This is a genomic window from Streptomyces sp. NBC_01463, from assembly GCA_036227345.1.
In the GTDB taxonomy this organism is placed as follows: Bacteria; Actinomycetota; Actinomycetes; order Streptomycetales; family Streptomycetaceae; genus Streptomyces.
The window spans coordinates 4,771,649-4,793,952 of sequence record CP109468.1; the positions used below are offsets into that span (position 1 = coordinate 4,771,649).

The 22,304-nt window shown below is 65.5% G+C and carries 24 protein-coding genes; 18 read left to right on the forward strand and 6 right to left on the reverse strand.

What is annotated here, in order from left to right:
• Window positions 1–206 precede the first annotated feature (206 nt).
• Window positions 207–1,631 carry an ATP-binding protein gene (locus OG521_21090; GenBank protein ID WUW23138.1) on the reverse strand — a complete coding sequence of 475 codons (1,425 nt, stop codon included), beginning with the start codon at window positions 1,629–1,631 and terminating at the stop codon, window positions 207–209.
• 485 nt (window positions 1,632–2,116) lie between these two features.
• Between OG521_21090 and OG521_21095 the strand changes: the two genes are divergently transcribed.
• Window positions 2,117–4,375: a VCBS repeat-containing protein gene (locus tag OG521_21095; GenBank protein ID WUW23139.1), complete on the forward strand. Its 2,259-nt coding sequence runs from the start codon at window positions 2,117–2,119 to the stop codon at window positions 4,373–4,375.
• Window positions 4,376–6,347: 1,972 nt separating this feature from the next.
• On the opposite strand, the gene OG521_21100 is transcribed toward OG521_21095, so the two are convergent.
• Window positions 6,348–7,859: a reverse transcriptase domain-containing protein gene (locus tag OG521_21100; protein WUW23140.1), complete on the reverse strand. Its 1,512-nt coding sequence runs from the start codon at window positions 7,857–7,859 to the stop codon at window positions 6,348–6,350.
• Between the two features lie 323 nt (window positions 7,860–8,182).
• Window positions 8,183–8,938 carry a GntR family transcriptional regulator gene (locus OG521_21105; GenBank protein ID WUW23141.1) on the reverse strand — a complete coding sequence of 252 codons (756 nt, stop codon included), beginning with the start codon at window positions 8,936–8,938 and terminating at the stop codon, window positions 8,183–8,185.
• 79 nt (window positions 8,939–9,017) lie between these two features.
• Between OG521_21105 and OG521_21110 the strand changes: the two genes are divergently transcribed.
• The 5 genes from OG521_21110 to OG521_21130 all read left to right on the forward strand — a co-directional run bounded on the left by OG521_21110 (window position 9,018) and on the right by OG521_21130 (window position 12,610).
• Window positions 9,018–9,296 carry a hypothetical protein gene (locus OG521_21110; GenBank protein WUW23142.1) on the forward strand — a complete coding sequence of 93 codons (279 nt, stop codon included), beginning with the start codon at window positions 9,018–9,020 and terminating at the stop codon, window positions 9,294–9,296.
• Between the two features lie 523 nt (window positions 9,297–9,819).
• Window positions 9,820–10,044 (forward strand): hypothetical protein, encoded by a 225-nt coding sequence (locus OG521_21115; protein ID WUW23143.1) that lies wholly within the window; start codon window positions 9,820–9,822, stop codon window positions 10,042–10,044.
• Window positions 10,041–10,784 carry a GntR family transcriptional regulator gene (locus tag OG521_21120; protein WUW23144.1) on the forward strand — a complete coding sequence of 248 codons (744 nt, stop codon included), beginning with the start codon at window positions 10,041–10,043 and terminating at the stop codon, window positions 10,782–10,784. Before OG521_21115 ends, OG521_21120 begins: the two co-directional genes overlap by 4 nt.
• Window positions 10,781–11,083, forward strand: coding sequence for a hypothetical protein (locus OG521_21125; GenBank protein ID WUW23145.1), 303 nt, complete (start codon window positions 10,781–10,783; stop codon window positions 11,081–11,083). The genes OG521_21120 and OG521_21125 overlap by 4 nt, the downstream gene beginning before the upstream one ends.
• A gap of 633 nt (window positions 11,084–11,716) precedes the next feature.
• Complete coding sequence (locus OG521_21130; protein WUW23146.1) at window positions 11,717–12,610, forward strand: DUF4263 domain-containing protein; 894 nt, start codon at window positions 11,717–11,719, stop codon at window positions 12,608–12,610.
• A 273-nt stretch (window positions 12,611–12,883) separates the two neighbouring features.
• Here the strand turns inward: OG521_21130 and OG521_21135 are convergent, their stop codons facing one another.
• From OG521_21135 to OG521_21145, 3 genes are all read right to left on the reverse strand, one after another.
• Window positions 12,884–13,603, reverse strand: a complete 720-nt coding sequence (locus OG521_21135) for an AbiV family abortive infection protein (protein WUW23147.1) — start codon at window positions 13,601–13,603, stop codon at window positions 12,884–12,886.
• 456 nt (window positions 13,604–14,059) lie between these two features.
• Window positions 14,060–14,389 (reverse strand): hypothetical protein, encoded by a 330-nt coding sequence (locus tag OG521_21140; protein WUW23148.1) that lies wholly within the window; start codon window positions 14,387–14,389, stop codon window positions 14,060–14,062.
• A 50-nt stretch (window positions 14,390–14,439) separates the two neighbouring features.
• Window positions 14,440–14,910: an NUDIX domain-containing protein gene (locus tag OG521_21145; protein WUW23149.1), complete on the reverse strand. Its 471-nt coding sequence runs from the start codon at window positions 14,908–14,910 to the stop codon at window positions 14,440–14,442.
• An 18-nt stretch (window positions 14,911–14,928) separates the two neighbouring features.
• Here OG521_21145 and OG521_21150 point away from each other — a divergent pair, with 18 nt between their 5' ends.
• The 12 genes from OG521_21150 to OG521_21205 all read left to right on the forward strand — a co-directional run bounded on the left by OG521_21150 (window position 14,929) and on the right by OG521_21205 (window position 22,266).
• Complete coding sequence (locus OG521_21150) at window positions 14,929–15,708, forward strand: GntR family transcriptional regulator (protein ID WUW23150.1); 780 nt, start codon at window positions 14,929–14,931, stop codon at window positions 15,706–15,708.
• 139 nt (window positions 15,709–15,847) lie between these two features.
• Window positions 15,848–16,201: a hypothetical protein gene (locus tag OG521_21155; GenBank protein ID WUW23151.1), complete on the forward strand. Its 354-nt coding sequence runs from the start codon at window positions 15,848–15,850 to the stop codon at window positions 16,199–16,201.
• A gap of 2 nt (window positions 16,202–16,203) precedes the next feature.
• A complete protein-coding gene (locus tag OG521_21160; GenBank protein WUW23152.1) occupies window positions 16,204–17,559 on the forward strand; it encodes an FtsK/SpoIIIE domain-containing protein in 1,356 nt (451 codons plus the stop codon).
• An 84-nt stretch (window positions 17,560–17,643) separates the two neighbouring features.
• On the forward strand, window positions 17,644–17,847 hold the full coding sequence (locus tag OG521_21165; GenBank protein ID WUW23153.1) for a hypothetical protein: 204 nt from the start codon (window positions 17,644–17,646) through the stop codon (window positions 17,845–17,847).
• Entirely contained in the window at window positions 17,847–18,509 is a 663-nt protein-coding gene (locus tag OG521_21170) for a DUF2637 domain-containing protein (GenBank protein ID WUW23154.1), read from the forward strand. Before OG521_21165 ends, OG521_21170 begins: the two co-directional genes overlap by 1 nt.
• 21 nt (window positions 18,510–18,530) lie before the next feature.
• On the forward strand, window positions 18,531–18,722 hold the full coding sequence (locus OG521_21175; GenBank protein ID WUW23155.1) for a Mobile element transfer: 192 nt from the start codon (window positions 18,531–18,533) through the stop codon (window positions 18,720–18,722).
• Between the two features lie 12 nt (window positions 18,723–18,734).
• Window positions 18,735–18,890, forward strand: coding sequence for a hypothetical protein (locus OG521_21180; GenBank protein ID WUW23156.1), 156 nt, complete (start codon window positions 18,735–18,737; stop codon window positions 18,888–18,890).
• A 23-nt stretch (window positions 18,891–18,913) separates the two neighbouring features.
• A complete protein-coding gene (locus OG521_21185) occupies window positions 18,914–19,234 on the forward strand; it encodes a SpdD-like protein (protein WUW23157.1) in 321 nt (106 codons plus the stop codon).
• Window positions 19,235–19,323: 89 nt separating this feature from the next.
• Window positions 19,324–19,518, forward strand: a complete 195-nt coding sequence (locus OG521_21190; GenBank protein WUW23158.1) for a hypothetical protein — start codon at window positions 19,324–19,326, stop codon at window positions 19,516–19,518.
• Window positions 19,515–20,897 carry a replication initiation protein gene (locus OG521_21195; protein ID WUW23159.1) on the forward strand — a complete coding sequence of 461 codons (1,383 nt, stop codon included), beginning with the start codon at window positions 19,515–19,517 and terminating at the stop codon, window positions 20,895–20,897. The genes OG521_21190 and OG521_21195 overlap by 4 nt, the downstream gene beginning before the upstream one ends.
• Window positions 20,894–21,106, forward strand: a complete 213-nt coding sequence (locus OG521_21200) for an excisionase family DNA-binding protein (protein WUW23160.1) — start codon at window positions 20,894–20,896, stop codon at window positions 21,104–21,106. The genes OG521_21195 and OG521_21200 overlap by 4 nt, the downstream gene beginning before the upstream one ends.
• Complete coding sequence (locus OG521_21205; GenBank protein WUW23161.1) at window positions 21,106–22,266, forward strand: tyrosine-type recombinase/integrase; 1,161 nt, start codon at window positions 21,106–21,108, stop codon at window positions 22,264–22,266. The genes OG521_21200 and OG521_21205 overlap by 1 nt, the downstream gene beginning before the upstream one ends.
• The last annotated feature ends 38 nt before the right edge of the window (window positions 22,267–22,304 follow it).

A 22,304-nucleotide genomic window follows, 5' to 3' on the forward strand; every position in this document is an offset into this window, starting at 1 on the left:
GCTGGCCTGGGGCTTTTTCATGGAGCGGGTGACGAGAATCGAACTCGCGCTCTGAGCTTGGGAATCAACCGGCGCTCGGGCATCGATGTGCGGCCTGACCTGCAGGAACAGGCTGACGTTTATCGGATCCGAGTGTCGTATCGATACCTGTGCTGACCGCTCTGTACCGCTCCGACCGGCACGTAGTGGCACGGCTGGTCACAGATTCAGGTCCAGGCGCCATGGAGGTCCTCCGGCGTGAGGGTGGGGACGTCGGCGGTGCAGCCGCTGCGGGTGACGGCGAGCAAAGGGGTGGTGTCGTCGGCGCCGGGAAGCTGGGAGCGATGGGTGATGAGGCGGGCGAGGTCGCGGTTGTCGAAGGGCTTCTTCTCCAGCCACTTGACCGAACCCACGAGAGTGATCTTCTTGGCGATGGGGGCGCGGTCGGCGCCGACGATGTCGATCTCCGGATCGTTGGTGCGGGTCCAGTAGCCGCCGATCGCATCGGTGCCCCCAGGCAGCTGTCCGTCGTCGGAGCCAAGTCGCCACAAGGCTTCGCGGATGACGGGCTCGATGGCCCTGCCCCGCCAGGACGTCCAACTGCCACGGATGGTCTCGAGGACGCGGTCTCCCCGGCCGCGTTCGATCGCGGGGATGCCGGGGCCGATGAAGGAGAGCCAGAAGCGCAGATACGGGTCGTCGACGCGATAGCGGGTCTCACGGCTGGGTTTGGTGGAGAGGGGCAGTTCCGCGGAGACCATGCGGCGGGAGGTGAGGAGCTCCAGTGAGCGGGATACCGAGCTGGGGTTGAGGCCGCCGGCGGCTCTGCCGATCAGGGTGAAGGTGCGTTCGCCGTGGCCGATGGCGCCCAGGACGGTGCGAGCCTGCGCCTCGGCGGGGAACTCGGCAGCCAGGGAACGCTCGCCGCTGACCAGCAGGGCAGAGGTCGGCCTGCGCAGAGCCAGTTCGAGGTACTCCCACAGCCCGGCGCCCTGTGGCCATTCCTCCAGGATGAGCGGCAGCCCGCCGGAGATCAGGTAGGCGTCGAAGGCGTCGGCAGGCCGCAGATCGAGCATTGCGGCGACCTCTGCCGGATTCAGCGGTGGCACGACCATTTCGGTGCCCCGCTGATAGAACGGCCGCCCGTAGGTATTGAGTTGCTCCATCATGGCCATGTCGGAGCCGATGAGGATGAGCAGAACGGGCAGTTTCGACAATGTTCGGTCGAATGCTTTCTGCAGTGTCCCCTCGAAGCTCGGGTCCTCGCGTACGAGGTAGGGCATCTCGTCGAGGACCACCACGCTGGGAGAATCGGTGGGCAGCGCGGAGGCGAGCATGGCCAGCGCAGCGTCCCAGTTCAGAGGGGCGGCGAAATCACTGAACCGCGCAGCATCGGGAAGCCGGGAAGCGGCCACCTCGGCGGCGAAACCCGCCAGATCCTCCTCGCGGGAGCCGCCCACGGCGGTGAAGAACACATGCGGCAGACCGGCCTGCTCCAGGAACTCCTCAACCAAGCGGGACTTGCCCACCCGGCGACGCCCGCGGATCAGGACGGCCCGCCCCGGACGCCCGCTGCGGCTGCCGGTCTTCAGTGGACGCAACAGGTCGTCCAGAAGACTGAGTTCGGCGCGGCGTCCGATGAATCCGTTCACGACAGTCCACCTCCATCGCATGGGCCCTGATACTTCTATTCAAGATACTATCGTTAATAGAAGTATGGAGCGGCGACGGAGCGTGATATGGCGGTTCGTGGGGGCGGCCCGGGCTTGTCGAGTCCGCCGGGGTTGCTCGGGTCCTCACGAGACAGGGCATCTCGTCGAGGACCACCACGCTGGGAGAGATCGGTGGGCAGCGCGGAGGTGAGCATGCAGGGACTGGTGACGACCCTTCAGTACAGGGGTGGGTGGCCCCTTGGGTGCTGCGGTACTGGGCAGAGCCGGGCGTCCCGCTTGGCTGAAGGTCAGGACGCCGCTGAACTGCGGTCAACCGCGGCGATGAGCGCTGCTAGGATCCGCCAGAATTCGAACGTGGGGGGCCGCCGGAGAATTCGTCCTTCCGGCGTCGGTGTTCTCCGCGCGGCCCTCCTCGGTCGTTGCGTCTGCTCGCGCCTTGCGCGGCAGCCCGTCCAGGAGGACACGTGTCGTACAGCAACTCATCCCGCAAGGTCCTGGCCGGGACGGTGGCCCTCGCCATCGCCGCCATGGCCGGACCTCTCGCGCTGCCCGCGGTCGCGGATTCCGGGACCGGGGTGACCCGCCCGGATACCGGGGCCCAGGCCACCAGCACCGCTGCGCTGCCTCCGGGTTCTGAGGTAGTCATGTCCGGTGCGACGGGCTTTCTCGTGTCGACTCGCGACTACGACCTGCTGTGGATCCGGTATGACGACGGTTCCATCACCAACCTGGGCCGTGGCTATTCGCAGGTGCCGAAGACCCAGTCCTTCGGGGCGGTGTCCGATGTGGTGGCACTGGAGCAGGGCTACCTCGGCGAAGCCGACCATCGGGCCGAACTGCACGACATGTCCACCGGAGCGGTTACCGTCGTGGCGCTGGGCAAGTACCTTGATTTCGTCGGTGCCGTCGGTTCGACAGCGATGGCCTGTCCCTACGCGCCCCCACAAGGCACCGACTGCAGGGAACTGCACCTGCTCACCGTCGTGGACGGGGTGCAGAGCGACCGGACGGTCACCGGACTGCCCGATGACACGCGAACGGTGGGCATAGCGTCCACCGCCCCCGGCTCCCTGGTGCTGTACTACAACCGCCTCACGGGCACAGACACCGACTTCTCCTACGCGGTGGTCGATCTTGCCTCCGGTGTCGCGACATCCACGCACCTCACCCGTTCGAGCTGGGCCGACGCGGCTCTGTCCCCGAAGTACCTCGCCACCCTGCAAGGCGCGGCGCGGCCGGCCACCTCGCAGTTGCGCGTGGAGAACCGGGGTAACGGCAAGGTGTCACAGATCGACACGCACCAGCATGTGTCCGGACCCTTGGTGGGGCTGGTCGGGGACTGGGCCCTGTTCGGCTCCACAACCCCGCTGTCAGCAGGATCCACCGACGAGGACTTCTCCTTCCGGGCGGTACCGGTCGGCGGGGGCACCAGCCGCAAGATCCTGGATCACGCCACCTCGCTCGCGGCCACCCCTGACGGTGAGTTGCTGGTGATGGGCGGCACCCTCGCCCAGGGCGAAGGCGTCTACCGGGTGTACCCCGGTGCTGACGGTGCGCCGGTGGTGGAGCTGGTCGCCGGTACCGGTGAGCCGGAGGGGATCACCCTGGTCAGTTCCGACGTTCCTGCAGTGGCCACGCTCGACACAGCGCCCTGGAAGGCGAGGTGGCAGCTGTCGCGCTACAACGCGGAAGTGACCCTCACCCTCCGCAACACCGCCACAGGCGTCTCCAACATGTCGCACCTGTATCCGTCCGACGACACCACCCGGCCGGTGGGGATGGACTATCACGGGCGGATACGTATGGACTGGACGGGGTGGACCGACACCGGTGCGGCACCCAACGGCAACTACACCTGGCAGATCACCGCCAAGCCGCTCAACGCCCTCGGGCCGGACCTCAAGGTGAGCGGCACCTTCAAGGTCACGCGCCGGCCTGCACCCCATGACTACACCGACAACGGGTCGCCGGACCTGCTGGCGCGCGACAGTGCCGGCGTGCTGTGGCGGGTGGACACCTACCAGGACCCGTGGTACCGGAAGTTGTACGGCACCGACCGGGTGAAGGTCGGCGGCGGCTGGAACATCTACAACCGCATGGCTGCGGTCGGTAATGTCGCCGGTGGCCCCGGGGGTGATGTGGTGGCCCGTGACAGCGCGGGTGTGCTGTGGCTCTACCTGGGCACCGGCAAGGGTACCTTCGCCACCCGGACCAGGATCGGCGCCGGCTGGAACGCCTACACCCAGCTGACCGGAACGGGAGACTTCTCCGGCGACGGCAAGGCCGACCTCGTAGCGCGCGACCGCGACGGCTTCCTGTGGCTCTACAAGGGCACCGGGAACTGGAAGGCGCCGTACGCCGCCCGGACCAGGATCGGCGGCGGATGGAACGCCTACAACCAGATCACCGCGGTCGGTAACGTCGCCGGTGGCTCCGCGGGTGACCTGGTGGCTCGTGACGGCGCGGGTGTGCTGTGGCTCTACCAGGGCACCGGCAAGGGCACCTTGGCCGCCCGCACCAGGATCGGCGGCGGTTGGAACACCTACACCCAGCTGACCGGCATAGGTGACAGCAATATCGACGGCAAGCCGGATCTGTTCGTCATCGACCGGGACGGTGTCCCCTGGCGTTACCGCGGCACGGGTAACGCGAAGGCTCCCTTTGCGGCACGCGAGATGGGCAATCTCTTCTCCGTGGATCGGCACTACAACACCATCGTCTGATTCGATATCGGAATCTCATGGCAGTGAGTTGGTGAAGACGCATCGAACTGGAGCTGCCGTGGGGCAAGAGAGCACGGCCCCTGGAGCCGGCCCGCGAATCGGGCCGGCTCCGTTCCTGTTTCGGCGCGCACGATCGCTTGTTCGGCGAGTCCCGCGGCAGCGAATTCAGTGTCGTCGATCCAGTCGGCTCCGCCCAGGGCGCTTGAAGCTCGCTCAGTCCGAAGGAGTAGCGGACGTGTCGCCGTCCGAGTTCCTCAAGGTGGGCGGAGAGTGCTACGCGCAGGCGCCGGGCGAACTTGGCACGGCGGAGATCTGTGAGGCTGTGATGCCATCGTCGACTATCCAGGACGAGCCGACCGGACGGCTACAAGGCGACCCAACAAAGAAGCCCCCGGCCGCTGGCCTGGGGCTTTCTCATGGAGCGGGTGACGAGAATCGAACTCGCGCTCTGAGCTTGGGAATCACCGTTCGCGTTAGCCTGGATGGGCGCCTGACCTGCGAGGGAACGAGCCTGCGGAGGGTCTACTTCGGTATCGGCGATCCGGCGTTGACCGCGGCTGACCGCTCGATCTGGTGCGCATCTGGTGCGATCAGATGATGAGGCAGACGGCCCATGTCGCACCCCGGGTCCCGCCCTTTACCGTGCGGACGACCTCATCAACGGGACCATAACAGTGGCGTATGTCCTGTCAATGGGGCCTGACCAGGTGCCGGCGGGCTGTTCGTCCCGAAGCGTCTTGGGATGCTCGCCTTTATTGGGCTGCTGTGCCCGATACCTGCGCTGATGGTCCACTGACGTGCGTGGTTGATCGCTGCTGTGTCTTGCTGGCGTCACGCAGTTGGGCACTCAGCAGGATGGGCATTGTCAGTGGTGACTGTTAGCTTCCCCAGCAGAGATGCGCCGGTTCGATGCTCTCCTCGAAGAGCGCGGCGGCCAAGGGGGGTGGCCGGATAGGGGTCCCCGGACGACTAGGTCGCAGGACGCCGAATGGCTCCGCACCCACCCCCCTCACAAACCTTCTGGTCCATAGCTCTAGCCGGACCGGTCAGCGACGGTCATACCGGCCGTTACGAGGGTCCGGAGAGACCGTGGCGGGCGGGGGCGGTGGCTGTGGTTGCGGTACTCCGCTGCTGTGCAGCAGCCCCAGCCACAGGCGGCCCCTTCGGATTGATGCCACCCTCGTCATCGCTCAGTCTTGGCCAGCGGGTCAGACGGCGGAAAACGTCCCCACTTCGTCAAGACGCCTCACTTGAGCGGCGCCCGCTCGGCAGCAGCGGCTGGCACCGTGATGGGACCCCGGCCAGCCGACAGAAGCCCAGCAGCTGAAAACCTCTCTCCGGCGAGGGCGCTCAAACTCCGTGATGGATAACGCGCCATTCGGGTGTGCCGGGGTAAACCCCTTGCCGCGCAAGCGGCATGAAAAGCTCTCCCGCTAGTAACTCATCTTGGACATTCCAAGCACGGCGCGGTCGAAAGCGTGAACGAAAACGGAGGCCACACGCAGTGCATTCTGAGCGGAATTTGGTGAGAAGACAATCTCGGTCCCGTGAACTCGAACACCAAGAACCGACTCAAGTTGCTTTCTCAGTTGGATAAACTTCCCAAAACTGCTTCGCTGCCTCCGCGTGAGGTGCCCAGATCCGTGCACCACTGCATTCCTGCACTCAACTAGTGCTTGAAACTCTTGTTGGAATGTTTCTCCCTTAATTTTGACACCAAAGCCGTCTGCAAGCCATTCATATCGGGCATCCCAAGTTCTGTTCATTTCCTCTGCGTAGCGGGAAAGGAAGTGGCCTCCGACAGGAATCGACGATATTCCGGAAGCGACCACCAGGGTCTCCATGCTGTGATCTACGTGCACCTCGACGGCTGTCACCGCGTCCACAAGAATCCACTCAGGGCTTACAGTGGACTCGCCGGAGAGGGGACTCAGGCGCGACAGTGCTTTGAGGCAAGATTCCCCAGATGTTGTCAGCTCGTTGAAGTCTTTCCGTTCTCTGCCCATTCGAACGCCTTCCTATTCAGGGGGCCATCCTGCTTTACGGATTGCACGATTCCCTTTCCGAATCCCTGCTGCTTTCCCATGCAAGCGGCTAGCGCATGCTGACTCAGTGGCGATGCGTGCGTGTATAGATCCATCAAGGCGCTTTCGGAGAGGCGCTCGTGGCAGCTGGCCGCCCATGCGGCCTGGGCGCGTACCACCTCGTGACGGTCGCTTACCTGTTGATCGACCCAGTTCATTACAGGCACGTAATGCCACGAATTCGATTTGCGAATATTAGTCCGAGCCACGGAATCGAGAAGCCAAAGCTTAGCCCAAGGACTTTGGCGCCCCATATTAACGAGCGTATGGAGGGTTTGCCATGGGTCTTCCAATGGGGCGTGCGTTACGACCCTCGCACTAACATAATCACAGACTGGAATCAAAAATAGAGGGTGCTTGAAAACGATTTCTTGGAGCACTTCATCCGGCAGGCGCTCATCATGCTCTTCGAGCAGGCCAAGGGCCTTACTTAGGAGCGGTCGATAGAGGACATCTACGCGAAATGAGTCCTCGGGCGCGACGGATTTTACCAGCCTGTGCCAGTCATCAACTAGGGACCACATGGTGGGCTCCATGGCCTCCCTATCGCGCAGCGTCTCGGCTTCTTCGATTAGATCGTCATATCGACTCCAGAGAAACGTATTTACCAATTGCGTGCTGGCGCTCTTTTCGTGATAATTATTGATGAACCTAGCCTTAGCTTCCTCCTCGCTCATGATGGTAGCTCGCTTCTTGATTACGGTCTTCTCGCTAGAAAGAACAAGCCCCAACTCTCGGGCGTACTCTGCCGCTCTCTCGATAATTACGTTTGCCGTTTCCCAGTCAGGGCATGCCGCCTTAAAGTCATCAGCGAATCGGACTGTCGGGTATCCATCCCTGGCTAGACGGCGCTCAAGCGTGCCGATATACACGTCTGACAGGTGGTCGCTTGCCGACAAGAGTTGAGGTAGTCCTCTATTTCCCTTCGAAACAGAGAGCAAGACACGGCGAAGTTTCTGCACCGCTTCTGAGTTCAGCGTATGGGACAAGAGTTGCTGCGACAAAATGCCGTGGTCCACATATTCGTAAAATGAAACAATGTCGAACTCTACGATGTAATTACTCTCATTTCGGGCTGTGAAAGACTCATGTTTTTGACGATTTCCCTCGTCTCTGCTCCTAGGCCCCAGGGAGTCACTAATGCTATTCACTAGCGCCGTGTATGCCACACGTGCGGCAGTGCTTGTTACGGTTACCGGTCGAGGTTCGAACTTTTTCTTCGGCATTGCCAAAGTCTCACTAGGAAGGGCCACGGCTCCCGACAGAACCATATCGGCGATAGCTGAAAGCTCGTTCGCGCAACCCGTCAGGCATTGATCAATGATCAGGTCAGGAAGGTTTTGGAACTTTACAGCGTCAAGCTTTTGCGCAACCGCTCTGGTGTCAATTCGATAGGCCATCGATTTACCCCTTCTTTAAGGTCTACCGCAGTTGCATGGAGGAGCTGCGCGCGGCCGATAACTCTATAATGATCGACTGGACCTTGATCTGTATCGGCATTGGCGAAACTGAAAAGGATAAGCACGCTGTCGCCAGGAGCAACCTACACACGGCTCCGCATCACTACCTGACATCAACGTCGGGGCACACGGTCGGAGGCCTCAGCCGTACCTGGGCCCCGTCGGTCGCCGTTGTTCCCCTGGTTTCCCGCCCTATCAGGCACGGAAGGGGAACGCGGGGGGCACGGCCTGGGCACTGGCCTGGAGCTGCCCGAGGGCGCCCACTACTGGTTGATCGGGATCTCGTAGACGATCTCGCAGTGTGCTGCGGGCACCACGATGTCCGCTGTTTCCACGGGGCGGCCTTGGTCGCTGTAGTACGTCCGTCGGATGTGCGTCACGAGTGCGGCCTTCTGGATGCCGAGCAGCGACGCTTCCTCGGCGGTCGCCTGCCGTGGCTCCGGCCGTTCCACCGCATGGCCGACGGTGACTCCAATCGCGGCCATGCGGTTCACTACACCCGCCCCGGCGTGCGGCCCTCCCTCGGGAAGGACGACGAGAGTGCCGGCGGTGAGGTCATACGGTTCCCAACTCGTCGACAGCTGCACAGGCCTGCCGTCCGCCAGGAACTCGTACGTCGTCCTCACGCACAGCTCGCCTTCGGCGATCCCGAGCCGCGCCGCGATCTCCGCCGGGGCCAGCACCTTCGCGTCGGTCCGGCTCTCCCAATCGCCCTGCCTGCCGAGGGCCTTCATGTCCCCACGGAACGGAGACGCGCCCGGCTGCTCTCGCGCTGATGACCGGACCACCCGCACCCGTTGCCGAGCTTCGGCGACGTAGGTGCCCGATCCGGCCCGGCCCTCCAGTACTCCCTGGGAGATCAGCAACTCCTGTGCCCGGCGCACCACGTTCTCGCCCACGCCGCACTCCTGGCCGATCTGGGCGCGGGAGGGGAGGCGGTCCCCCGGTTCCCAGACGTGCTCCGCCATTCGCCGCCGGAGTTCATCGGCGATGCGGAGATACGGCGGTTGCTCAGACATATGGAAAATCTAGTCCACTAGCTCTAATCTAGTTAACTAGCTTCACTGAAAGTGATTGCTGGTGACGGGAGGCTGCCCTATGTCTGCTTCAGGCGTGAGCGCGGCTGCCCTTGCCGCCCGGCTGTCCACCGTCGGGCTCCCCACACGCGTGGAGGAGCACGCCCGGTTCACGACGGTCGAGGCGGAAGTGCCGGAAACGCTCTCCGTCGAGTCATGGCGGGAGGCCCTGGAAGTAGTGGCGGAGGCCGATCGATTCGGGCTCCTGGCCACCAGCTTGAACGGCCGCACCTTATGGGCGGTCGTACGCAAAACGGTCCACACGACGGGCGATGTCGGGGGACCGGGCTATCAGCGATAGGAGCTGAACAGCATGCTCAACCGTATCCGCCGTGCCGCCTCGCTCACCAGAGAGCGGTACTTCCCCAAGGGCCGGTATCGCCGCCCCTTACCGCCCTCCCGGCCGCTGGTCCACCCCAACTCCGCTGTGCCGGCTGACGCGTCGACCGTCGCCTTGGACCAGGCTTCGGCTGGCGCGGTCCACCGTTGCCCGCTGAGGGGTGAAGACGTCGCGCTTGTCCGTCCGTACTTGTTGGCGTGGGAAGCGCGTGTACCGACGCGAGCGCTGGTCGTCGTGCCTCGTCTGCCGGCCGAGGCCTTGTCGGCACTCGCGGGGGTTCACTGATGCCCCCTCGTCGACAGCCTCGCGTTGCGGACACTACTTCCGTCCCCTACCGATCGATTGCGTGTCGGATCGGCACACACTCCTCCTGCGTTGAGCCCTCCCCGTTCTTGGCACCGGTCGACATCCCGGTGATCTACGAGGCGTGCGCCTGTCCGTGCCACTCGACGCCCGACCAGTATGTGCCCGTGGAGGTGGCGCTGTGAGGCCTCAAGTCCCCGGCGGTGCGCTGGTCTCCCACATCGAGGTCACCGCGGCCACTGTGCAGCGCGGCGACATCATCCAACTCGGGGGCCAGGCTTGCCGGGTGAGAGACCTCTTTCAACTCCCCCAGGGAGCCAAACAACTGGTCTTCGAATCTGGCGAGTTGCTGGCCATACACACACGCACCCGGCTCGTCGCCGTGCGACTGCTGAGAAGGCGGTGACCAACTCCGTGCCTTCGCGTCACCAAGACATCGCCGACGATCTCCGCCGCCAGATCACGACGGGCCGCCTCAAGCCTGGCGAGCGCCTACCGTCCGAAGTCAGCCTGGCTGCCCGGTACAAGGTCAGCACAGTGACCCTGCGAAGGGCCCTCGCCGTGCTCCAAGGCGAAGGGCTCATCGAGAAGATCCACGGCAAGGGCAACTTCGTCCGCCGCCCCAGGCGCAAGATCATGTACGTCGGCGGCTGGGGCACGCTGGATCCTTGGGCCGCTGCTGAGCCAACGTTGCGCGTTACGGTTCGCAGCACCACGGTTCCGGCCTCCGTGCCCCTGACGACGTTGCTGAAGGTACCAACGGGCAGCCCCCTCGCGGAGTACTCCTGCCTCAGCCGCGAACAAGGGGCGCCGCACGGCCTGGCTCGTATCTACATCCCGCGCGACCTGGCCCCGGCCGGAGTGCTCGACGACGACGCTGCGTGCCGGGAAGCGTTCACGAGATTCGCCGTCCTGGGCCCGCCGCCGGCCAATGTCCGAGAGACGGTATGTGCCCGCTCCCCCACACCGGACGAAGCCTCGGTCCTCCGGATCGGAACCACCACAGCCGTTCTCGCGATCACTCGCATCTCCACCGACTCCACGGGCCGCGTCATCGAAGCCGCGCTTCTGGCTTTCCCGGGAGACCGCATCGATGCCATCTTCACCGCCCACCGCGTGCTTGACGAGAGGCAGACCCACGGATGAAAGCACAGGACGAAATGCGGCTTCTCCCGTGGTCGGGCCCGGAGAACAAGCCGTGTTACCTAAGCACGGATGACCCGGATGGCTACATGTCCCGCCTGGCGGACAACATGGAAGCGGTCCAACTCGGCACGGCGGCCGCGCTGCTGGAAGAGGTCTCGGGAACTCGCGACGACCAGAACACGGACCAGAATGATCTGCGCCGCCTGGTTCACGACCTCTCCGGCGCCCTGCGGGACGTGCTTCGGGTTGCGGTCAGCCGCGGACATCTGCTCGCAGTGAGCGATCCTCACCGAAGCTGAAGAGGCTGCGGCACAACGGCGCCAGCCGAGGACCGACAATCCCTGCTACGCGGGAGGGGAACTTGAATGAGATTCTCGGGTTCCCCTCCCCGTTCCGCTATGACAGTCCGGTTGCTCGCCGCAAACTGAGGCGGCCAAACCGGCACGTTGCCCCAAGGTCGGTTCGGTAGGACACCACGCAATGCCATGAGCTTGGAAATCACGGTGCTTCTGGAGGCTCTTGGTGAGCTGACCTGCGGCAACGCTTGTCAAGGCAGAAGCCTCGGGCTCTGCCTGGCACCCGCTGTTGACCGTGGTTTACCGCCCCTTCGGGCACGGATCGGGCACGAGGCTGACCATGGCCTTAGGAGTTCGATCACCCTGCGGAGCGGGCGTGCCGAAACGAGGTTCGGTGGTAGCCCGTCGATCCGGCTACGGTCGCCAAGGTCGCCGCCGTTGATGTCGGCTCCTGATGTGAACCTGCCGGCTTCCGCGCATATGGGCAACTTCCGTGGCCACTGAGGGCTTTGGCTCTCAGGCCATCGAGGCAGTTACGGAATGAGTTGTGGTGGTTCTAGTCGAGGTTCAGCGGCAGGGATACCGATTTCCCTGATTCTACCCACAGAACCATCCGCAACCATCCAGAATGTCCTTATGCTCACAGTGCCTCAGGCAGTAACCGATGAGAACCCTGACCGTCCGCAAGCTCCCGCCTGGGAGCAATACGAGGACTGGCTGCTGCCCAAGTGGAAGACGCTGCTTGGGTCGAACCCTCATGAGCGCCAGATGCAGGAGTTCTTGGAGCTTCATCCCTGCCTTCTCCCTGGAGCGACTGACAGCATTGGTCAGGGGGGACATCACGGCCCATCCTTTGAAGCAGTGGTCAGGCAGCCTCCACTGCAAGGCCTCGGACCGAAGCGCGTTCCCGACTTCATGTGGGTGAGGCGAGACACTGGGGCAATTCGACCTATTTGCATAGAGATTGAGAGTCCCGGAAAGTCCTGGTTCAACAAGGACAGAACGCCAACGGCAGAACTAACCCAGGCAATCGATCAGCTCACCGAGTGGAAAGTCTGGTTTAACTCTCCTGAAAATAGCCTGATCTTCGCAAAGGCGTATGCGCCTCGATATTCATATCGTCCAGTAGAACCGCAATTTGTTCTAATCTTTGGCAGGAATTCTGAATTTAAGGCCGGATCCTCCAAACATGAGAACCCGGACTACCTGCGCCTAAAGCGCGATCACATGGCCCGCAGGGATGAGCACTTCTTCACCTACGATCAGCTGAAATCCGAACGCGAGGCTGGAGACTACGCAACTATCACCAATAGTGCCTACGGGTGGTCTCTACGTTCGATCCCGCCAACCTTCTCCACCGGTTCTCACATCATGGAGCTGAGCGGGGCTGTGAGCGATCCGTCACAAGCTATCTCTCAAGTCGACCTCGTGAGTACGGAACGCAAGGCATACATGCTGAAACGCTGGAACTACTGGCGCTCGATTGCGCTGGCTCCCGAGAACCACATGTTCTCGCTCGGACGAGAGTAGCCCGGCGATGCGTAGTCGGCAGGACGGTCCCGCGACGCCACAGGTTGAGCTGCATGCTGCCCGTGTGTTGGGGTGGCGGGACTGAACCCACGGCCTGTTCGTCCCGAAGCAACTCGGGTGCAAGCCCTGCCTTGGGCTGGTGCGTCTCTCACCTGCGCTGATGGTCCGTAGACGTGCGCGCTCGGCCACCCCTGTTCGGCGGCGTTATCACGCAGTTAGACACTCATCGCTCAATGGCCCCTTCGTGGACAGAGCCGCTGCCTGCGCCGACCTTTACGTCTCAGTGTTCGCATCTTTTTGCTCGGTCGCTTGAGCTGCTTCCCAGAACGCGGCCAAGACGTCGGGGATGGGCGTGGTTGGACCTCGCCGCAAGATTGACCGGCCGACAGAGATGCTCTCACCAGGTTCCATCGCCTCAAGTGCATCGAAGTCCATGTGAGAGTGCCACTGCTCCAAGAAGAGAGCGAAAACCTTGGGGTCTTTCAGGAGGTGCTGCCGCATAGTGTCCAAGAGGAGCTGGACATTTCCGACCATCCATCGGGCATCTTCTTCGCTGACTACCGTGGGCAGGAGCGGGCCGTCGCTCGTGTAGTCGACATAGAGCCCTCTGAACTTCGTCTCGTTGGAGCTCTTGGCGAGTTCCTCAATCTGACGAAAGAGTTGGGCTGCAGCAGGCGGTGGGGCCTCTGAAGCTGCCGCGATCAGAGCAAAGTGGGCCATCTTGAGCTTCTCTGTGTGCCCTGCGAAGCTCTTCTGGAAGATCTCCTCACTAGTCAGCCGGTGCTCTGGTCGCATGATGAGGGGCCCCAGGCACAAGTGAGCCTTGCCAAGCTCCTCAAATGCCAACGTTGCTAGGACGAAGCTGTCTGGCCACTCTCCTGCAGCAAGCAAGATCTGGGCTGACCGGAGGTGCCTTGTAGCGTGCTCGGCCGCTTCGTACATGATCTCTATGAGCCCCAGGGTGTCCGGGACAGGTTGCTTCTTCTTGGCCACGGCGACAACTTTGCCAGTCCAGACCCAGCCTGCACATGCATATGCAGGCTTCACCCACTACCCACCCCAGCTCCCATCCCGTCCGCCTTCGGCCCACACACCGTGGAGCGGGCGTGGTTCAGGGCGTCAAGGTGGAGCGCGCCACTGTACGAACGACCTTGACGCCCTGAACCACGCCCGCTCGGCTCTGCCTGGGTCGAAGGTGGTCGGGATGGGAGCCCACAACGCTCACCACGAATCCGCCGGCACCCGCAAACGGCGCCCCATCCATCCCGGAGTCTGAGCGCCCCCGCCGGAGGCATGTCCTTGAGCCGCGCGGATGATTTCTCACTTCCGTCCGCCGCACGTAGCGCGCCGCCGGGCGCGGCCAGCCGGGGCGGAGACAGGAGGCAGGCCGCGCCGCAGAGGCGGCGTGCGCCCGCGCCGTGCGCGGGCCTTGATGAAGTAGAGAAACTCTTACCGCATGGCCTGCTGGGTGCCCTCGCGCCGCGCCAGGCGGAACTCGTCCAAGAGGTCGAAGAACATGTCCAGAGGTGCGATGTCTGCTGCTTCAGCTGCCCGCTCGATCTCAACAGCCCAGCCGAGCGCGCTTGGGTACTGCATGTCGAGTCGAGGCCACAGCCACTCGCTGAACGGCCCGGTGTGAACGAAGTCCGTCATCGCCGGAACTCCATGGATCTCACAGGCGACGCTGTACCCGAACAGGATCGACTGGAGGTGCAGGACGGAACGGCCTCGCACGTACATGCTTGGCCGTAGGCGCACGTCGTCGAGGAAGTCGTGCACGCTGTCGAGCTCATCCAGGGGTCTGGGCTTGGGGAGTCTTCTACCGCTGTTCATGCTGATGCCTCTAGCAAGCGGTGGCCGTCATGGCTCCTGACGTGGGGGCCGGCTTTGTCCAGGGCATCGAGTAGGCGGATTGCGTAGACCTCGGACATGCGCTCGGTGATCTGCTCCGGCGTGAGCCAGTCGACCGCGGTTGACTCGGTTGATGTCCGCTCGGTGCCCCCGGAGGGCTTGCACCGGAAGACCATGGCAACGATGCCCCGGGTCGTGTTCTTGTAGACGCCCGTGAGCTCGTTGACCTCGACGCGGATGCCGGTCTCTTCCCAGACCTCGCGGCTGACGCCTTGCTCCGGGGACTCCTCCAGCTCCAGCACTCCGCCCGGCAGCTCCCATGTCCCGTTGTCCGCGCGGCGGATCGCCAGGAGTCGGCCGTCCTCGCGCACGACAGCCCCCGCCACGGACACACTGTGCTTCGGCGTTGACGGAGCTTCCTGGGCGCTGTTACTCATGTACAGGAGCATAGGAGAGTGAGTAGGTCGATGGGAACAGCAGTAGGAGGTGACAGGGCCGTACCTCGGTACGTTCAGATCGCCGAGGAGATCGTTCAGCAGATCCGGGCAGGTGTCCTCAAGCCTGGTGACATGGTGCCGAGTGAGTCAGAGCTGGTGGACCGCTACGGCGTCTCCGGCGGGACGATCCGGAAGGCCATGGTGGAGGTCCGTGCGAGTGGCCTGGTGGAGACCCGGCACGGCAAGGGGTCCTTGGTGAAGGCTCGACCCCCGGTACGTCATCGGTCTTCCGATCGGTTCCGGCGCTCGCATCGCAAGGGTGGCAAGGCCGCGTACCTGGCGGAGTCGGAGCAGGCCGGCGCGACCGCCAAGGTGAGCGTGCTGTTCATCGGCCCGGCCGATGCACCCGCCGACATCGCGGAACGTCTCGGTGTGGACCCCGGAGCCAAGGTGCTGGCCCGCCGCCGCCTCTACTTCCGCAACGGCACTCCGGTCGAGACTGCAACGTCCTACCTACCGTGGGACGTCGTGAAGGAGATCCCGGAGCTGTTCTCCGAGAACCCCGGCCCCGGTGGGATCTACGCCCGGCTTGAAGACGACGGCCATGTCTTCGCGGAGTTCGTCGAGACCCTCCAGGCGCGGCCGGCCTCGAAGGCGGAGTCCTCCGAACTCGCGCTGAGCCCCGGCGCCCCGGTCATTCACCTCATCCGAGATGCCGTGACCGAGGAAGGTCGTGTGGTCGAGGTCTGCGACACCCTCATGGCCGCTGACCAGTTCGTCTTCAGCTATCGGATCCCCGCCACCGACTGACGTCCGCTCAACTCACCCCAGCCCGCTGCGATTTCCTCTTCGTAGCGGGTTGACTCATGTACAGGAGTGATGCACTCTTCTTCATGTCACTCATGTACATGAGTGACAGAGTTCAGCACCTACAGAGGAGTGATCTGCTGTGCGTCAGATTCCCGTCGACACCACGAACGCGACCGTGATGGTCGCCAAGGCCCCCCAGCCCAAGGTCAAGGACCGCCGTACCGGTGAGATCGCCCTCGACAAGGACGGCGTGACGCTGATGACGGTGGAGGTCATGTTCTCCACGCCGGAAGAGGTGGAGATCCTCAAGCTCACCGTTCCCCAGCCCGGCGTCTCCGAGGACCTGGCCATGGGCACCCCGGTCGCGCTGACCGGCCTGGTCGCCTCGGCGTGGGAGAACGAGTTCAACGGACAGAAGAAGCACGGGATCGCGTTCCGTGCGGTCGCTGTCACCTCGCTCGCCGCCGCTGCATCGCAGTCGAAGGCGGCCTGATCATGACCGGCTTCACGGTCGCCCTGGTGCTGGTTGTCGCTACCGCAGTGATCCTGCGGTGGCGGCGCCCCGCCTGGTACTGGCTGGCCTTCGGCGCTGCCTTAGCCGCTCTGCGGGTCCTGGTCCGCTACGTCTCCGTGATGGACGCGTGCGGACTGACCGTCCCGCCCTCCCGCTGGCGTCTGGCCCTGGCCCGGATCGCGAACCGGCCTGTGCCGGAGTCCCGCGCCCCGCGCATCCTGCGCGTCCACCCCACCCGAACCGGCCTGGTGCTACGCCTCAAGCTCCGCCCCGGACAGGACGCGTTCGACGTCTCCGCCGCCTCGGACCGGCTGCGCCACTCCTTCGGCATGTACGGCGTGACCTCACGCGAACTGCGCTCCGGCGTCGTCGAAGTGCGGATGACCGGATACGACGTGCTCAAGCGGGTGCAGATGCCCGCCAAGACCGACCCTGCACCGATGCGGGTTCCGGTCGCCCTGCGCGAGGACGGGGCAGTCCACTACCGCGACTACCGCGCCGTGCCGCACGGGCTCACCCTCGGCGCCACCGAGTCGGGGAAGTCTGTCTACCAGCGCAACCTTGTGGCCGGCCTCGCACCCATGGATGTCGCCCTGGTCGGAATCGACTGCAAGCAGGGCGTCGAACTCTTCCCGCTGGCACGCCGGTTCTCCGCCCTCGCCGACAACCCCGACACCGCCCTGGAGCTCCTCGAAGCTCTCGTCACGCACATGGAGAACGTCTACCAACTGATCCGGGCTGAACAGCGGATCACGGTGAACGTGCCGGACGCGGCAATAGCCGCTGACATCTGGGACCTGCCCGAACACCTGCGGCCGGTGCCGGTCGTGGTCCTGGTGGACGAGGTCGCCGAACTCGCCCTGTTCGCGTCCAAGGACGAAGAGAAGCGCCGGGACCGGATCATCACCGCGCTGGTCCGCCTCGCCCAGCTCGGCCGCGCTGCCGGGATCTACCTGGAGATCTGCGGGCAGCGCTTCGGCTCCGAACTCGGCAAGGGCATCACGATGCTCCGCGCCCAGCTCACCAGCCGCACCGCCCACCGCGTCAATGACGAGTCCTCCGCCAACATGGCCTTCGGCGACATCGCTCCGGACGCCGTCCTGGCTGCTATCCAGATCCCCACCGATACTCCCGGCATCGCCGTCACCGGCGACTCCTCCGGCGGCTGGGCCCGCATCCGCGCCCCGCACACCTCGCTGCGCCAGGCCGTGAACATCTGCAACCGGTACGCCGACCGCACCCCGGCCCTGCCCGTCCTCGCGGCCTTCCGTCCCATGGTCAGTCCCCTGGCCCCGGCCTCCGAGCCGCTCGCCAAGGCCACCCCCGCCACGGCCTGAGTCCTCCCGCACCCCCGGTCGGCGCGACCGCATCGCGCCAGGTCCCTACCCGCTCCATGCCTGAAGGAAGGGAGACCGACTCCCATGTGTGAGCACATCGAGGACTTCCACCGCACCGTCCTGATGCTCGGCGCCCTGGCCCTGTACGCCGAAATGCCGGGTGCCGACGACACGTTCATCGACTCCATTGGTCCGTCCCTGGCCGTGTCGCTTCCGGGGCCTCCGCCGGGGATGTTCCCGCCCGGCTACGACCCCATCGGCGACACCGACCACCCCGGGGGCGTCTGATGGCCCGCCCCGCCTTCCGCGTGGACGCCGTCCTGGTCCAGGCCGTCATCGCCGGTGCCCTGTCCTTCGCCCACCTGCACGACCTCGCCGACGCCGCTGGGCAGGACGGCTGGAAGGCCTGGGCCTACCCGATCTCGGTGGACCTGCTCCTGGTCGCTGCCTGGCGGCGCCTGCGCAGCGAGGGCCCGTCCCGGCTGGCCTGGTGCTGGTTCCTGATCGCGCTGTTCGCCTCGCTGGGTGCCAACGTCGCGACCGCCGGATTCCTCGACCTCACCCACCCGCCGGCCTGGCTGCGATTCGGCATCGCGGGATGGCCCGCGCTCGCCTTCCTCGGCGGCACGCTCCTTGCCCACTCGCACTCCGCCGAGGAGCCGGAGCCCGTTCCGCCGGCACCCGCAGTCCCGCATTCCGCGACAGAAGTCGAGCGGAGATCCGCCCCCGATCCGGCGCCCGAGCCCGAGCCGATCGCCGCCGCTGCCGAGAACACCCCGGCACTCGCCCCCGCCGGTCCGCCGGTCCCGGCTGCCCTCGTCGACCACGCCCGCAAGCTCGCCGCCGACCACCACGCCCGCACCGGCGCCCCGATCGACACCGACACCTTGCGCGCCCGGCTCGGCGTCCCGCCGCAGCTCGCCGAAACCATCGCCGCCCAACTCGCCTGACCAGACGGGAGAACCACCGCCATGCCCGCTCGTGATCACTTCCACTCCGTGATGCGGATCGGCCCCGTGCAGATCGGCACCCACCGCGACCACCGCGGCCAGACCAAGCACGCCGCCGTCTGCACCGCTGACCGCTGCGGCTGGTCCGCCGACTACTCCAGCCAGACCGCCGCCCAGCTCGCCGCCCGCACCCACCGCTGCACCGCCCGATAGGAGAACGGCCCCGTGGATGTCCCGCTCTGGTTCGCCCTGATCATCGTCGGCTGGCTCGGCATCAAGCTCATCCGCCCGCCCCTGTGGCTCGTCGCCGTTCTCCTGCTCGGCGGCTACCTCCTCGCCGACAGCCTCCTTGCCCCCGCCATCGACACCGCCGTCAAGTAACCACCCGCGAAGGGAGATCCACCATGTTCAAGCCCAAGGTTCCGACCATGCCCCAGCCCACCGGCCTCATCACCCGACCGACCGTCGTCGAGCCGACCGCCGTGGTCCAGCACACCCCGCCGAGCCCTGCCCCGCTGGCTGTCCCGACCACTGCAGCCAGGCCCACCGTCCAGCTCACGCCCGGCGCCGTCGTCGCACTTGTGGGTGGTGGGACGGCCGTCGTCCTGGTCGTCGGCGCGGTCCTGGTCTCGATGCTCCTCGCGGTCGCCATCACCGGCGCATCCGTCGCCATCTGCGCCCTGGTCATCCGCTCGCTCATCACTTCCGCAGACCAGCACCGCTGACCGGACCCCGGACGGCGCACAAGCCGCCAAGCATCGCCGCCGCCCGGACAGTCCAGCCCCTTCCAACCGCAGCCGAAAGGACCGCCATCATGGCCCAGCACAGCCCTGCCCCGCTGCGTCTCTGCCCGGACTGCAACGGCTTCCCCGTCGTCGCCATCGACACCGGCACGCTCCTCGACAACGGCACCCGCGCCATCCTCCTGGTCGCCTGCCGCCTCTGCCGCGGCACCGGCTCGGCCCGCACCGCGACTCCCGCCCCGGTCGTCCAGCGGGAGCACGCGTGACGGACTCGATCCTCGCGCGCCTGGACCCGGCCACCCTCGGCGATCTGCTGCAGGTGGCCGGGTCCACCGGCTTCGACCGCTGGCAGGACCAGATCCGCCGCACCGGCGGCTGCTCCAACCCCATCCACCTCTCCGGCTGGACCCTCACGAAGGACAAGACCACCGGCCAGACCCTCCACCGCTACTCCACCCAAACCGAGCCCGGAGGACGGCTCCGCGTCGCCTGCGGTAATCGCCGTGCTTCCCGCTGCCCGGCGTGCGCCTGGACGTACTCCGCCGACACCTACCACCTGATCCGCGCCGGACTCGCGGGCGACCAGGACAAAGACGTCCCCGCCACCGTCCGCGACCATCCCCGCGTCTTCACCACGCTCACAGCCCCGTCCTTCGGCCCGGTCCACAACCGCCCCGACACCGGCCGCTGCCGCTGCGGCACCACCCACAGGCCCGATGACGATGCCCTCGGCACCCCGCTCAACCCCGACACGTACGACTACGCGGGCGCGGTCCTCTTCAACAACCACGCCGGGGACCTCTGGCAGCGCTTCACCAACCGCCTTCGCCGCGAGATCGCCGCCCGCGCCGGCCTCACCCAACGCGAACTCAAAGAAACGGCACGGGTCTCGTACGGCAAGGTGGCCGAGTTCCAGAAGCGCGGCGCCATCCACTTCCACGCCGTCATTCGCCTCGACGGCCCGGACGGGCCCGACAGCCCGCCACCCTCCTGGGCTTCCGTGCAGCTGCTCGACGACTCCATCCGCGCCGCCACCGCACACGCGTACACGACCATCACCGTCCCGGCCGCCGCCGGCCAACCCGCCCGCCCCCTGCGCTGGGGTACCCAGCTCGACATCCGCCCCATCCGCGCCTTCGACGCCGGGACCGACATCACCGAACAGGCTGTCGCCTCCTATGTCGCCAAGTACGCGACCAAAGCAGCCGAGACGACCGGCACCGTCGACCGCCGCATAGGTAACCGCGAGGCCCTGGCCCTCCTCGACGTCCCCGACCACCCGCGCCGCCTCATCGAAGCCTGCTTCGATCTCGATGCGCTCTACCCGGACCGGCGACTGAGGGCTTGGGCACACATGCTCGGCTTCCGCGGCCACTTCTCCACCAAGTCCCGCCGCTACTCCACCACCCTCGGCGCACTCCGCCAGATCCGCGCCGACTACCGCGCCGCCCAGCAGCGCGAAGAACTCGGCCTGCCCGACCCGGACCAGGACCCGACCGTCCTCGTCCTCACCGACTGGCAGTACGCCGGACAAGGCCACAGCCCCGGCGAATCGATCCTCGCCGCCTCGATCGCCAGAGACCTGCAACACAACCGAGAGACAGCCCGCGAAGCCCTCGCCGACCTGGAAGGAGACCGGTCGTGACTGACCTCCTGCTCACCGTCGACCAAGCCGCCGAACGCCTCGGCACCACCACACGCTTTCCGCGCCGCCTCGTCGCCGAACGCCGCATCGCCTTCGTCAAGGTCGGCAGCCACGTGCGCATCAAGGCGAGCGTCCTTGAGGCGTACATCGAGGGCAACACCGTCCAGCCGATTCGCCGCCGTCGCTCCCGCTACGGAAGGGCTGCCTGATGGGGAACGCCAAGGGAAGCCGCCGGCGCTTCGGTGCCGTGCGTCAGTACAGGTCCGGCCGCTGGACTGCGAGTTACCTGGGCCCGGACGGACAGGACTTCCGAGCACCCGAGACCTTCGACACCAAGAAGGACGCCGAGGTCTGGCTCTCCCAGATCGAAGCAGACCTCACGCGCGGCAACTGGCAGGATCCGGACGCCGGGGCGGTGAACTTCAAGGAGTACGCCCTCCAATGGGTGGATGAGCGCGGTCTCTCCGCGACCACCGATGAGCTGTACCGGCGTCTCCTGCGGCTTCACCTCCTGCCCACCTTCGAGGGCCTGGACCTGGACGAGATCACCGCACCCCGTGTCCGTACCTGGCGAACCGAGCGGCTGTCGTCCACCGGAGCAGCTACGACCGTGGCCAAGGCCTACCGGCTGCTCAAGGCCATCATGGAAACCGCGGTCGATGACGAGCTGATCCGCCGCAACCCCTGCCGCATCCGGGGCGCTGGGAAGGAGGCGTCCGCCGAACGTCAGATCGCCACCGTCGCCCAGGTCGACGCGCTCGCCAATGCCCTCGGGTCTCGCTGGCGGCTGATGGTCTTCCTCGGTGCGTACGGTCCCATGAGGCCGGAGGAACAGGCCGAGCTCCGGCGCAAGGACGTCGACCTGGACGAGATGACCATCCGGGTCCGCATGGCGGCTCCCGAGTTGACCACCGGTCGCCGCGCTCCTGGCGACACCAAGTCGGATGCGGGCAAGCGGGTCGTGGTCCTGCCGGCCTTTCTCCGGACCGACCTCCGGCGTCACCTCGACTGGTACGCGGAGAAGGGGGCGGACGGACTTCTGTTCGTGGGGGAGAAGGGCAAGCCGTTCCGGCGTTCCACCTTCGGGCGGAAATGGCGCAGGGCTCGCGCGCTCGTCGGTATGCCGGAGGGCTTTCGCTTCTACGACCTTCGTCACACGGGGCACACCCTGGCCACCCGGTCCGGGGCCACGCTCAAGGACACGATGGTTCGCGCCGGCCAGTCGTCGGAGAAGGCCGCGTTGATCTATCAGCACTCGGACCTTGAGCGACAGCAGGAGGTCGCGAGCGGGCTGGACGACCTCGTGCGGTCCGCCCGTAAGAAGGCTGATCAGGGACCTTCTGGTGCGGATCTGGTGCGAGAGCCTTGAACTGGTCCAGACAACAAAGAAGCCCCCGGCCGCTGGCC